The 13,854-nt window shown below is 67.2% G+C and carries 5 protein-coding genes; all 5 read left to right on the top strand.

Going from position 1 to position 13,854, the window contains the following annotated elements; genetic code table 11:
• The first annotated feature begins 27 nt into the window (after nucleotides 1-27).
• Genes drmD through drmC form a run of 5 tightly spaced genes read left to right on the top strand, consistent with a single transcriptional unit; the run spans nucleotide 28 to nucleotide 13,774 of the window.
• Nucleotides 28-3,255 (top strand): DISARM system SNF2-like helicase DrmD, encoded by a 3,228-nt coding sequence (gene drmD, locus ABZ951_RS08060; RefSeq protein ID WP_344089549.1) that lies wholly within the window; start codon nucleotides 28-30, stop codon nucleotides 3,253-3,255.
• Nucleotides 3,252-7,292 carry a DNA methyltransferase gene (locus ABZ951_RS08055; RefSeq protein ID WP_344089550.1) on the top strand — a complete coding sequence of 1,347 codons (4,041 nt, stop codon included), beginning with the start codon at nucleotides 3,252-3,254 and terminating at the stop codon, nucleotides 7,290-7,292. The genes drmD and ABZ951_RS08055 overlap by 4 nt, the downstream gene beginning before the upstream one ends.
• Complete coding sequence (drmA, locus tag ABZ951_RS08050; protein WP_344089551.1) at nucleotides 7,289-11,017, top strand: DISARM system helicase DrmA; 3,729 nt, start codon at nucleotides 7,289-7,291, stop codon at nucleotides 11,015-11,017. The genes ABZ951_RS08055 and drmA overlap by 4 nt, the downstream gene beginning before the upstream one ends.
• A complete protein-coding gene (locus tag ABZ951_RS08045) occupies nucleotides 11,014-13,041 on the top strand; it encodes a DUF1998 domain-containing protein (protein WP_344089552.1) in 2,028 nt (675 codons plus the stop codon). The genes drmA and ABZ951_RS08045 overlap by 4 nt, the downstream gene beginning before the upstream one ends.
• Nucleotides 13,034-13,774 carry a DISARM system phospholipase D-like protein DrmC gene (gene drmC, locus ABZ951_RS08040; RefSeq protein ID WP_344089553.1) on the top strand — a complete coding sequence of 247 codons (741 nt, stop codon included), beginning with the start codon at nucleotides 13,034-13,036 and terminating at the stop codon, nucleotides 13,772-13,774. Before ABZ951_RS08045 ends, drmC begins: the two co-directional genes overlap by 8 nt.
• The last annotated feature ends 80 nt before the right edge of the window (nucleotides 13,775-13,854 follow it).

Raw genomic sequence — 13,854 nt, 5'->3', positions numbered from 1 at the left:
GGCCCTGGGGCTGGGTGTGACGCGTCGATGAAGGAGTCTCGTCAAGTGGCGACCGCTACGGAGTATCCGCAGGGGGTGGGGAGCGGCGCCAGGCGGACGGTAGCGCTGCCGCCGGTTCCGGATCCTGGGCAGGTGGTGAAGGTCCGGGGCTCCACCTGGGCTGTGTCGGATGTCCGTCGGCAGGGTCTGCCGCGAAGCCCTGCCGACGAGGGGAAGCCGGGCCTGGCACACGTGGTGAGCCTGCAGTCGCTGGACGAGGACCGGCTCGGCCAGGAGCTGACGGTGGTCTGGGAGCTGGAGGTCGGGCACACCGTTGCCCCGGACCAGGGGCTGCCGGAGACCGTGCGGCCGGAGGCGTTCGACGATCCGAACACGCTGGCCGCGTTCGTGGACGCGGTGCGGTGGGGTGCGGTGACGTCGGCGGACGCGAACTCGTACCAGGCCCCTTTCCGGAGTGGTGCGAACGTCGAGGCGTATCAGCTGGAGCCGTTGCGCCGGGCGCTGCAGTCCTCCCGCACGAACCTGCTGCTCGCCGACGACGTCGGTCTGGGCAAGACCATCGAGGCCGGCCTGGTCATACAGGAGCTGCTGCTGCGTCACCGGGCGCGGACCGCCGTGATCGTCTGCCCGCCGAGCCTGTCGCTGAAGTGGCAGGACGAGATGCGGGAGAAATTCGGCCTCGACTTCGTCATCGTCAACAGCGAGCTGATGGCGAAGGTGCGGCGCAGTCACGGGCTGAGCGCGAACCCGTTCCGGCTGTTCCCGCGGGTGATCGTAAGTATGGCCTGGCTGCCGTCGCTGCGGGCGCAGCGTCTGCTGCGTGATGTCCTGGCCGATGTGCGTCACGCCTCCACCGCTCGGCGTTTCGCCTTCGACGTACTGGTGGTCGACGAGGCGCACCATGTGGCTCCGGCCAGCCCGACGACGGCTCCAGGACAGCGTGGGTACGCGGTGGACAGCAACCGTACGACGGCCACGAAGAGGTTGGCGGAGGCGTGCGAGCACCGGCTGTTCTTGAGCGCGACGCCGCACAACGGCTACTCGGAGTCGTTCACTGCCCTTCTGGAGATGATCGACAGCCGCCGGTTCACCCGTGGCGCCAGCATCGACAGGAAGGCGCTGGACGAGGTGCGGGTGCGGCGGCTGAAGAGCGAGCTGCCGGACAAGGGCTTCAAGCCGCGCAAGCTGTTGACGATTCCCTTCAAGCCCTCCGCGGACGAACAGGAGCAGTTCGAGCGGCTGGTGGGGCTGCTCGCGGAGAGCGCCCGCGCGAATGGCAAGGGCAAGGGCGGCGACATCGTCTCGATGCTCCTGAAGAAGCGTTTTTTGTCCAGCCCGTGGTCGTTTGCCCGGACCCTGGAGCTGTACGACGGTGCGGCGGCCGGCGATCGTCAGCTGGAGATGGAGGACGAGGCCGAGTACTACACCGAGGTCATGGGCAGCGGACAGTCCGATGAAGAGGAGGGCGAGGCCGAGCACCCCGAGTTCACTGCGCTGCGGCATTCCAAGGGCTCGGACCCGCTGGTCGCGGCCACCGACAACGAGATCGCCGCACTGGTCGGGTGGGGCCTGGGCTACGAGCACAAGCCGGACTCCCGGCTGGAGGCGTTGGTCTCCTTCCTCAACACCCACTGCCGGACGTCGGATGGCCTGCACTGGACGAATGAGCGGGTCGTGGTGTTCACCGAGTACGCGGCCACGCTCGACTGGATCGCCGGCGTTCTGCGGCAGCGGGGCTATGGGGACGTGCTGGAGACGATCCAGGGCTCGACCCCGGTGGAGCAGCGCGAGAGGATCCGCGCCCGGTTCACCGAGAGCCCCGACAAGCACCCGGTGCGGGTACTGCTCGCCACGGACTCCGCGGGGGAGGGTATCGACTTGCAGGTGCACTGTCACCGTTTGGTGAACTTCGATATCCCGTTCAACCCCTCCCGCCTGGAGCAGCGTATCGGCCGGATCGACCGGTACGGGCAGACGAAGAACCCCGAGATCTACCACTTCATGCCCGAAGCCACCTCCTCGACCTACGGGGCGGACCTGGCGTTCATGGGGATCATCGCCAAGAAGGTCGGCACGGCCACCCAGGACCTGGGCAAGATCAACCCGATCATCGACGCCGATGTACAAGAGCATTTCAGCCCAGCCGGTCCAGCACGCAAACCGCGACCGACCGCGCCGGACGATGGCGACGAGATCATGAACGGGGCACTGGCCGGCAGCATCGAACTGAACCGCCAGCTCACCGAGCTGACCCAGACCTATGACGCGCACAAGGCGGCGATGCACCTCACACCCGCCAACGCCCGCCGGGCCGTGGACACCGCCCTCGCCCTGGACGCCCAGCCACCGCTGGCCATGCTCGGTGACGATCGGACCGACGCCCAGGTCTTCGAAGTTCCGAACCTGGGCCGCTCCTGGCAGATGGCCCTGCGTGGCCTGGACACACGCCTGGAGCCGGGCGTCCTGCGGCCGATCACCTTCGACGACAAGGCAGCGCGAGGACGCACCGACCTCGTACACATCCACCTCGGCCACGCCCTCATGCAGCGCGCCACCCGCACCCTGCGCAGCGCCCTGTTCAGCGTGGACGCACCCGTCAACCGGGTCACCGCCGTCGTCACTCCCGGCCTTCAGGAGTCCTGCGTCGCCGCCGTCTCCCGGCTCGTCCTGGTCGGCCGCGGCGGTCTGCGGCTGCACGAAGAGGTCTTCCTCACCGGCGTCCGGCTGCGTGGCCAGGCTCTCGCCGAGTCCAAGGTCGAGCAGGTCCTGGACGAGACCTTGGACTCCGAGAACCTGATCCTCGCCGACGAGCAAGTACGCACCCACCTCGCTGCCCTGTGGAACGACGACGGCGGCAGGCTGCGCACCCGGCTGCTGAAGGCAATGGAACGCAAGAGCGAAAGCCGCCAGGAGAAGGTCACCGAAGCACTCCAACGGCGCCAGGAGACCGACATCACCCGTGCCCGCGAGATCTTCGGCGCGTTCCGGGTCAACCTGGGTGAGTCCCGCGACCGGCTGGAGCAGGCAATCCGGGACCAGGAGGAGAACTTCCTGTTCACGGACGAGCAGCAAAAGCAGCGCCGCCGGGACCTGCAGCACATGAACGACCGTCTGGAGAGCCTGGACGACGAGGAGCAGCGCGAGATCGCCTCGATCCGGGAACGCTACAGCGACATCCGGCCCTACGTGTCGGCCGCCGCCGTCGTGTTCGCCCTGACCCCGGAAGACGCGAAGAACGGAAAGGTTGAGGCATGAGCCGCACGTACGCCCCGACGGCTGTCGACCTGCACCGCGCCTGGCTCGAACTGGTAGACGCCGACGGCCCGTTCCTCGCCGTCCCCGCCCTCGAACGGGTCTGGCCCCAAGGCATCCCGCAGCCCGACGCCCGCGCGCTCGCCACGATCAAGGACGCCAAACCCTCCTTCGAGAAGGCGTGGGAGCACTGGGACACCCACCGGGACGACGAGGCCGCCCTCGACCTCTATCGCGAGGCCCGTGACAGCTGGGTAGACCTCGTCCTGCGACAGGGCCTGCGCTGGGGCACCGACTACACCGTCCCCACCCCTGTCGTCGCCGAGGTGCACTCACCCGACTACACCGTCACCGTCCGCGCCGACGGCGCTCTCGTCCACGGCGAGAAGACGGGCGCGCTCGTCCTCGTCGCCGAGCCGGCCGACTCCCTGCGCGACCCGCTCACCGACGGCTGGTCCGCCAGCCCCATCGACCGCATGGAGGAATTGCTGCGCGCCTCCGGCGTCCCCATCGGCGTCGTCACCGACGGCCGCTGGTGGGCGATCGTCAGCGCCCGCCCGCAGACGATGATCGCCTCGGGCATCTTGGACGCCCAGACCTGGATCGAAGAACCCGCCACCCGCAACGCCTTCATCGAACTCCTCCAGCGCCGCCGGCTGATCGGCGGCAAGGCCGCGGATCGGCTCACCGAACTGTTCGGCGAGTCCGTCACCGCCGCCGAGAAGATCACCGAAGCGCTGGGCACCCAGGTGCGCCGCGCCGTCGAACTCATCGTCCAAGCCCTGTCAGAGGGTGGCCTGGACGCAGTACGGCGCGGTGAGCCCGACCCCCTCCCGGCCCGGCGCGGCGAGGTCTACGAGGCCGCGGTCACCGTCATGATGCGCGTAGTCTTCCTCCTCTTCGCCGAGGAACGCGGCCTGCTCCCCGAAAACCAGCTGTTCGCGATGGGCTACGGCGTCAGCGACGAACTCGACCAGCTCGACGCCCGGCAGAACGAAGAAGGCGACCAGGCACTCGACGCCACCTCTCTCACCTGGCACCGCCTCCTGGCCACCTCCCAGGCCCTCTACCAGGGCGCCACCTTCGAGGACCTGCGCCTGCCCGAGTACGGCGGATCCCTCTTCGACCCCGCCCGTTTCCCCTTCCTCACTGCCTGCGACTCCCAGGGCATCCTGGCCACTGCGGTCAGCGACCGCGTCATGCTCGAAGTCCTGCGCGCCGTCCAGATCGCCCAGCTGACCGGCGGCGCACGCCGAATCTCCTTCCGCGACATCGACGTCGAACAGATCGGCTACATCTACGAGGGCCTGCTCGGCTATTCCTGCGAGAACGTGGACGAGGTCACCGTCGGCCTCACCGGCAGCGCCGGCTCCGAACCCGAGATCCCCCTGGCCACGCTCGAAAACCTCGCCGAGTCCAAGCGCACCGAGACCGCGCTGGCTGACGCGATCCTCGCCTGGGTCAAGCAGCACCAGCCGGCTGCCAAGCCGCCCACCAAAGCCGCCCTCGCCAAGGCCCTCAAGGTCGGTGACACCCTCGACGACACCGAGATCGCCCTGCGCGACCTCACCGACGACGCAGACCTGCGCGAGAGACTGCGCCCCTTCATCGGCATCATTCGCCGCGACCTGCGCAACCGCCCCCTCGTCGTCGAACCCGGCGGCGTCCTCCTGGTGGAAACCCCCTCACGAGCCTCGGCAGGCGCCCACTACACGCCGCGCGATCTTGCCGAAGAAGTCGTCCGCTATGCCCTCGAACCGCTCGTCTACTCACCCGGTCCTCACCAGACGGCCGATCAGGACGCCTGGCGACCGGTCTCCTCCGACGAGATCCTCGACCTGAAGATTGCCGACATCGCATGCGGGTCGGGCGCCTTCCTCGTCGCCGCGGCCCGATACCTCGCTAACCGGCTGGTTGAGGCATGGCAGCGTGAAGGCGTCGTGTACGGCCAGACTCCGCACGACCTCCACGTCCACGCCATAAGGACGGTCGTAGCCACTTGCCTTTACGGCGCGGACATCAACGGCATGGCCGTGGAGATGTGCAAGTTGTCGCTGTGGTTGGTCTCCCTCGACCCCAAACTGCCGTTTTCGTTCGTCGACGACAAGGTCCTACACGGCAACTCGCTCCTCGGCCTGACCGACGCACGGCAACTGAGTGAGCTCCATATCGACCCAGCGGCAGCAAGCTCTCAGATCAGCATTCTCGACCTCGACATAGATGGCACCCTGAAAAAGGCTGCCAGCCTGCGCCGTCATCTCGCTACTGAGGTCGACAACAAGGATCCGCAGCGCTCGGCCGCCACCAAGCGCCGCCAGTGGCGTGCCTACCAGGAGCACGTCGCCCAGCTCACCGATATCGCTGACAGCGTGATTGCCGCCGGGCTGAAGCTGGGCGGCAAGCCGGGCAAGAAGCTGCGTGAGGCATACGAGAACCTGCGCATCGCTGTCGACCTCGCTCACTCAGCCGGGGGAGGAGAGCCGAACCGGGTGATGCTTGACGGCATCTTGGAAGCAGGGCTCAGGCCGACGGTGGTGACGGACTACGCACGGTGGAAGCCACTGCACTGGATTCTTGCCGTGCCAGATGTCATGGAACGTGGCGGATTCGACGCGATCATCGGCAATCCGCCGTTCCTAGGTGGGCAGAAGCTCACCGGCTCGATGGGGACGAACGTTCGCGACTGGTTCGTCAATGTGCTCGCCGGAGGTCGCAAGGGCAGCGCGGACCTCGTAGCGTATTTCTTCCTGCGCGCTTGTGAGTTGTTGTCGAAACGGGGTGGACTCGGCCTGATCGCGACTAACACGGTTGCCCAAGGCGACACCCGAGCCGTCGGCCTCGACCAGGTTGTCGCGAAGGGCTTCACGATCACCAGGGCGATCCAGAGTAGGCCTTGGCCGGCGGCAAGCGCCAACCTGGAGTACGCCGCGGTGTGGGGAAGCCGTGGCGCTGTTGCTGCCGTGGTTCCCCGGATCGCGGACGGCATCGACGGGGAGATCAAGGCGAAGAGGATCTCCACGCTGCTGGAGCCGGGCGGGCGGGTAGAAGGGGATCCGGTCCGTCTTGCTGAGAATGCCAGGATCGCATTCCAAGGTTGCACGGTATTGGGCATGGGCTTCGTGCTGGAGCCGGGCGAGGCCACGGCATGGATAGAAGCCAATCCGCGTAACAGAGACGTGCTCTACCCATATATCAACGGGGAGGATCTCAACACGCGCCCAGATGGCTCACCGTCGCGGTGGATCATCGACTTCAATGACCAAACGCAGGAAGAGGCTAGTAAGTACGAGCTGCCGTACCAGCGGGTTCTCGAGCGCGTGAAGCCGGAACGGGCGAAGAAAGGTAAGGCTGCTCGTGAGGCTCCCTGGTGGCTTTTCTGGAGAGCTGGCCCAGCGATGCGGGATGCGATCGCCGATCTGAGCGAGGTGCTGGTCATCGCGCGAGTCAGCAAGACGATAATGCCTGTTCGTGTGTCGACCAAGCAGGTTTTTCACGAGAAGCTAGTCGTATTTGGGTTGGAATCGTTCGCGGACCAGGCGATTTTGTCATCCGCACCTCACCAAATGTGGACGATTAAGTACGGCACCACGATGCGGATTGACCCGACGTACACGCCGTCTACTGTCTTTGAGACTTTTCCACGCCCGGAAGTAAACGAGCGGCTCGCTGAGATTGGTCACGCGCTTGATACTGGGCGTCGTGAGATCATGCTCCGCCGGAATATTGGCCTGACAAAGCTCTACAACCTGGTCAACGATCCGGATGTCGCAAACTCTGCTGACGGCGATGTCGCCCACATCCGCGAAATCCACGCCAAGTTGGATCGCGTTGTGATGTCAGCCTATGGCTGGGACGACGTGCCTCTCGATCATGGATTCCACACCTACCGCCAAATGGAGCGTTGGACAGTGAGCCCCTCCGCCCGTGTGGAGATCCTGGACCGGTTGCTGGAGGAGAATCACCGTCGCGCCGCTGCCCAGAGGGATGTTGTACTACCGGACAGCGACATTGAAGGTGACGAGGAAGAGAGCGACGAGTGACCACCGCACCCAAGCCGCAGCAGCTCGCTGCCCGGCAGGATCAGGCGTACCGCCTCGCTCTCGACCCGGACGAGCGTTCCTGGACGGTGCGCGAGAATCTCGTCGACGTCCTGGAGCGTGAACTCCTCGGGCCGGCGGATGGTCCCGAGGAGATCCTCGACGGTGCTCCGGACGCGGCGTATCTGGTCGGCCGTGTCGCCCCTGTCCGGCTCATGGACGGCCGGGACGACCCCACGCAAGCGGACTCCGACGATGCTGCGACCGACGTCGGTGACGCCGTGGACGCCGCCGAGAGCCGGGGCGTGCCCGTGACTGCGGTGGACGAGAGCAGCGCGGGAGCGGATGAGGACGAGGTCGAGGATCAGCCGCAGAAGCGCGGGCTGGTAATCCCGGCGTCGATGGGGCTGCGGTGCCAGGTACCTGACGACCTCGACGAGTTCACCGTGACTGCCTCGTGGGGCACGTACGAGCCGGTGAAGGAGAAGCAGGGCGAGGGCGGAGAGCCCGTCTCGCGCCTTCGCCGTTACCAGCGTAAGCCTCATGAGTACAGCGTGTCGATCAAGGTCTCCGAGCTGGTGCCTTCCCACACGGCGACGCTCGTGCTGGAGGACAAGGTCGTGCTCCGGGTGGACCGCTATGACGACGTCGAGCGCGGCTGCCGCCTGATCGAGATCGCGTTGTGCAATGACAAGGAGACCCCCCGGAAGATCCCGGTTGAGGCGTGGCTGTACCAGACCAAGCTGTCGGTCTCGGCGGCCGACGGTGCGGCCGTGTTCCTGCCGGTGAACGACGCGCTGCTTGACACGCGTGAGGAGCCGGACGACGAGCTGCGTCGCCTGCGGCTGCAGTACCGCAACCGGTTGGAGTTCGCGGTCGGGCGGACCTGTTCGGTGGACTGGCAGGTGGCCGAAGGCGCGCGCCGGGCCAGCGAGGTGTGGACGGCCTGGCTGCCGGTCTGCGAGACGCCGCAGACCGCGGCCGAGGAGATCGGCACAGCTCTGCTCGACATGCGCAAGCTGGAGACGGCCGACGCCGCCGAGCTGCGCGCCGGCCTTGAGCCCATCGTCGAGAGCTACGCTGCCTGGCTGGATGCGGAGGAGGAGCGGGCCCGTGAGCTGCCTGAGCATCTTCGCTCGGAGGGGCTTGACGCGGTCGCCGATGCGCGGCGGGTGCAGCGCCAGCTCGCGGAGGGCCTGGAGTTCCTGCTGGCTGACGAGGAGGCGTTGCGTTGCTTCCGGTTCATGAACCGGGTGATGGCGGACCAGCGTGTCCAGTCCCAGGTCGCGCAGCGGCGCGCCAACCAGAGTGAGGACAACCGCGAAAGTCTCGATCACGCCCGCGACGCGATCCTGGAGGAGAAGGGGGCCGGGGCGCACTCGTGGCGTACGTTCCAGCTTGCCTTCGTGCTGATGCAGCTGCCGTTGCTGTCGGATCCGGTGGCTGAGAAGCGATCGGGTGATCTGGCCAAGGCGCAGCTGCTGTTCTTCCCGACCGGTGGTGGCAAGACGGAGGCGTACCTGGGTCTGGCCGCGTACACATTCGCCATCAGGCGTCGCCAGGGTGTGGTGGAGGCGTTCGACGGACCGCTGGATGGCCGGTCCGGCGTGGCCGTGCTGATGCGGTACACACTGCGTCTGCTGACTGCCCAGCAGTTCCAGCGAGCCACGACCTTGGTGTGTGCGGCGGAGCGGGCACGCATGGAAGATCCGGCGACGTGGGGGGATGAGCCGTTCCGGATCGGGCTGTGGGTCGGTACCGATGTGAGTCCGAAGCGGTACGACGAGGCCGAGGCGCAGCTTCAGAAGGCGAACCAGGGGCGCGGCTACCGACTGACGGTGCTGCAGATCCAGCGCTGCCCGTGGTGCGGCGCCCGTATCGAGGCGCGGGACGTGCGGGCGGACAAGACACTGCGCCGAGTCTATGTCTACTGCGGTGACGAGCTGGCTGAATGTCCCTTCGCCGATGGGGGCGATGTCGCCGAAGGGCTGCCGGTTCTGACCGTCGACGAAGAGATCTACCGGCTTGCTCCCGCCTTCGTGATCGCGACGGTGGACAAGTTCGCCCGGCTCGCGCGGGAAGGGGAGGCGGCGTCGCTGTTCGGGTATGTCTCGCGGCGCTGCGAGCGGCACGGCCTGGTGCATCGCGATTACCCGCACTGCGACATCAAGGACGGCAGCAAGCACCCGCGGAAGGACGGCCTGCCGGCCGCTGCCGTGCACCCCGCGACCCGGCTGCGGCCCCCGGACCTGATCATCCAGGACGAGCTGCACCTGATCACTGGTGCTCTCGGCACAACGGTCGGCCTGTTCGAGGTGGCCGTCGATGTCATGACCGGCTGGCGAACCAAGGACGGACACCCAGTGCGCCCGCTGTTGGTCGCCTCGACGGCGACCGCTCGTAATGCGGCGGATCAGGTGAAGGCCCTGTACGGGCGGTACGTGACGATCTTCCCGCCGCAGGTGTTGGATGCGGGCAACACCTTCTTCTCCAAGGAAGTCGAGGTCTCCGAGAAGGCGCCGGGCCGGCGCTACCTCGGGATCAACACGACCGGGGTGCGTCTGACCACGGCGGAGATCCGTGTGGCCGAGGTCCTCATGGCGGGCGGTCAGCTGTTGCTCGACCGCTCGGGGAAGGCGGCCGACCCGTACATGACGCTGGTCGGCTACTTCAGCGCGACCCGTGAACTGGCCGGTATGGCCCGATACATGGGCGACGACATCCAGACCGCGCTGGCCAAGCGCCGCCCCTGGTCCAAGCTGCCCAGCCGGAGCGGCACCAACTTCGGCGCACTGCATGTGGCCGAGCTCACCTCCCGCGTGGCCAGTGCGGACATCACCGCCACTCTCGATCAGATGGCGGTGCCGTTCGACCCCGGCTTCGACTCGACCGCCGGCAAGCGAAACCGGCGCACCTTGCGTGAGGCGAAGGCACGCTCCGCGGAGCGGGAGGTGAACCCGTACGACGTGGTACTGGCGACCTCCATGCTTCAGGTGGGCGTCGACGTGACCCGGCTTGGTCTGATGCTGGTGGTCGGCCAGCCGAAGAACACCGCCGAGTACATCCAGGCGTCTTCGCGCGTGGGCCGTGAAGCGGCCCGGCCCGGCCTGGTCGTCGCGCTCGGCAACTGGGCGCGGCCCCGCGACCTCGCCCACTTCGAGCAGTTCCGGCACTATCACGAAACGTTCTACGCACAGGTCGAGGCGCTGTCGGTGACGCCGTTCTCGGTGACCTCGCTGGAGCGCGGTCTCGATGGCGTACTTGTCAGCGCGGCCCGGGTGCTGCAGGCCGTACGCCCCCAGGGCCTGTCGCCGGAGGACGGAGCGGCCCGGATCGAGGCCGAGCGGCACTTCGCCGTGGAGCTCATCGAGGCGCTGGTGCGCCGGGTTGCTCAGGCCGGGGACGAGGACGCGGCCGAGCGTGCCCGGAACCGGCTGGAAAACCGGCTGGACCAGTGGGGCAAGCGCCGCAAGCACCTCGAAGAGCTGCGTAAATCGCTGGTGTACGAGAAGATCGTCGACGACAGTCGCCACGACGCGCTCATGATGAGCGCGGAGAACGCCAAGGCCGGCATCGACACCCGAGACGCGCCGCCGTTCATCGTGGCCAACTCGATGCGTGAGGTGCAGCCGGAGATCAACCTCCTGGTGAGCCCGATCAAGGAACGACTCGTATACGTGGCACCCGTCACCGCGCCCCAGTGGGTGATGCCGGAGGAGAACGCATGACCGACCAGACGCGCTTCGTCTACGACGCGACCAAAGCCGTCGACCCGCTCGGCGACTTGCAGGAAGAGGCGGAGAAGGCGGTCAAGCACAACCGTGCCAGGGTCGGTTCGGCCCGCCCCTCTTCCCTGCTCTACACCTACGGCCCTGGCTCGATCATGGACCTGCCGCAGTTCACGATCATGCCCACGGGCCTGGACGACTGGGAACCCATCTGGAGGCGACGCGACTCGCTGCCCCCGACCATCCACGCGCCGCGGCTGCGGGATGTCGTCCGGACGATGCTGTACTCGCCCGACGCGCAACTGCGGCCGCACCCCTGGCAGCCGAAGAAGAACAGCCGCTCCGCCGAAGGCAACGACCTCGGCGTCCCGGCGCGCGTGTTCCCCCAGTGGCTGCGCTGCACCGGCTGCGACATGCTCGGGATGCTCTCGCAGTTCGATTACAAGAACACCCACCCCTTCCGGACGGACCTGGCGACCTTCGAGCACGCCAAATGCACCGGGCGGTCCGGCAATCGCAGTCGCAAGCCGATGCGGCGCCCCGCTGTGCCCGCCCGGTACCTGTTGGCGTGCGTTGACGGGCACCTGGACGAGTTCCCGTACGAGCTGTGGGTCCACCGAGGCCAGCGGTGCAGCAAGGCCGAGGTCCCGCCGCTGAAGATGGTCGACCGCACCGTTGGTAAGGGTGCGTCGGCCATCATCCACTGCGCAGCCTGCGAAATGCAGCGGCCGATGAACGAGGCCCAGGGCGAGGCCGGCAGGGCCAAGCTGCCGAAGTGCCGGGGACGTCACCCCCACCTGGACGCCTTCGAACCGCGGGGCTGCAAGAACGAGACGCGGCTGATGCTGGTCGGCGCCTCCAACCTGTGGTTCCCCGCCACTCAGTCGATCATCGTCATGCCGGAGTCCCAGCAGGAGAAGGCCAGCGACCTCGCCGACCGGATCCGCACCACGCTCGGCGACAAGCTGAGCAAGTACCGACAGCATCTCGACATGATCCGGGACCTGTTGGATGGCCGGGTCGACGTCACCGGCCTGTCCGACCACGAGCTGGAGGCGGCCGTTGAAGCCGCCTGCGTTCCGCCGGCCACGCCGGAGGAGCAGGCAGAGAAGATGCGCGACTGGGACCCCGTCGACCTGCTGGTGCCCGAATGGCGCTACCTGCTGCTCGACATCCTCGGCACACGCGTCGAAGACCCCAAGAGCGGGCTCTCCCTGGCCACACGCCAACGCGGCGAGCAGCTCCAGCCCGAGATCACCAGAGTCCTGGCTGTAGAAAAGCTCCGCAAGGTCAACGCGCTCGTCGGATTCACCCGGATCGATGACATGGACCGCGTCGGAGACCTGCCGCGCCGCTTGGTCCCCCTCACACGCACCCCTCGACCGGCCTGGACCGTGGCGACCGAGGACCGCGGGGAAGGCATCTTCCTCCAGCTCGACGAGGACTCCGTCGCGGCCTGGGAGAAGCACATACTGGACACCGACCTGTGGCAGGCCCACCGCGCGGCGCACCGCAGGAACTTCGAGCGGCGGTTCTCCGAGACGGCCGGCAAGGTCGACCCCGACAGCCGGCTCAAGCCGCCGCGCTACTGGATGATCCACACCTTCGCCCACATCCTGATCCGTGAGCTCGCTCTCACCTGCGGATACTCGGCGGCCAGCCTCAGCGAACGCCTCTACGCCTGGCCCGCTGCCGAGGGACGAGAGCCCGCGGCGGGCCTGCTCATCTGTACCACCGCATCCGACAGCGACGGCACCCTCGGCGGCCTGGTCCAGCTCAGCGAACCCAGTCGGCTTCAGCGCGTCGTCGCGAGCGCTCTCCGCAAGGCACGGCGTTGTTCCTCGGACCCCATCTGTTCCATGCGCACCCCTAAGACTCCCGAGGACTTCCTGCACGGCGCTGCCTGCCACTGCTGCGTCATGGCCTCGGAAACCTCCTGCGAGCGGGCCAACCGTTTCCTCGACCGCCGTTTCCTGATCGACCTGCCCGGAAGCGGCCTCGGGTACTTCTCGGCCCATGAGTGACGCCCAGGCCGCCCTGCGCCTGGGCCGACTCCTCACCCGGAGTGAGGCCAAGGGTGTCGCCGACCGGCTCGCTGACGGCGACACCCTTACCGCCGCGCTCAAGGCTGTCGCCCCCGGCCAACGCGAGGAGGCGAAGAGGCTCCTGGAGGCGATCGCCAGCGGACCCGGAGCAGCGAACCAGCACATCGCCCTCCTGCGCGCCGTGGAAGGGGCTCGGGCGGTGCCCACCACGCTCACCCCGCTGTGGACCATGCCCGGGCACCTGGCCCAGAGCGGGCCGCTTACCACATCCGTGCCCTACCTTGTCGACAACGCACGCCATACGGTGACCTGCTCCACCTTCAACTTCCAGCGCACATCCGGCCTGTGGACTGCCCTGCAAAGAGCGTCCCAACGTGCCGAGGTCGCCGTACGGGTCTATCTCGACACCCGTGCCGCAGACGACCGTGGCCCCTTCCCGGCGCCGACCACCACCGAGGTCGCCGAGCATCTGAAGCCCGCCGAGGTATGGCGAACAAAGACATTCGACGGCGCATACGTCCGCAATCACGCCAAGTTCCTCGCCATCGACCACCATCTGCTCCTGGTGACCAGTGCGAACTTCTCCTGGAGCGCAGAGAACAACAACGTCGAGTTCGGCGTCCTCATCGACAACCCGAATCTCACCGAGACCGTTGAACGCGAGATGAGCGAAGCGGAAGAAACACTGTACGAGCGGGTTTCCTGCCGATAGACCACTTGGTCACGAAATGTGCCTCGATGAGGACGAGCCCGGCGACGTCCAGGAACTGGCCTCTCTGACCGCCCTTCCTG

This window comes from Streptomyces sp. NPDC046215, from assembly GCF_040646215.1.
In the GTDB taxonomy this organism is placed as follows: domain Bacteria; phylum Actinomycetota; class Actinomycetes; order Streptomycetales; family Streptomycetaceae; genus Streptomyces; species Streptomyces stramineus.
The sequence above is the reverse complement of the archived record's forward strand: the minus strand, read 5'-3'. Positions and strand labels throughout refer to the sequence as shown.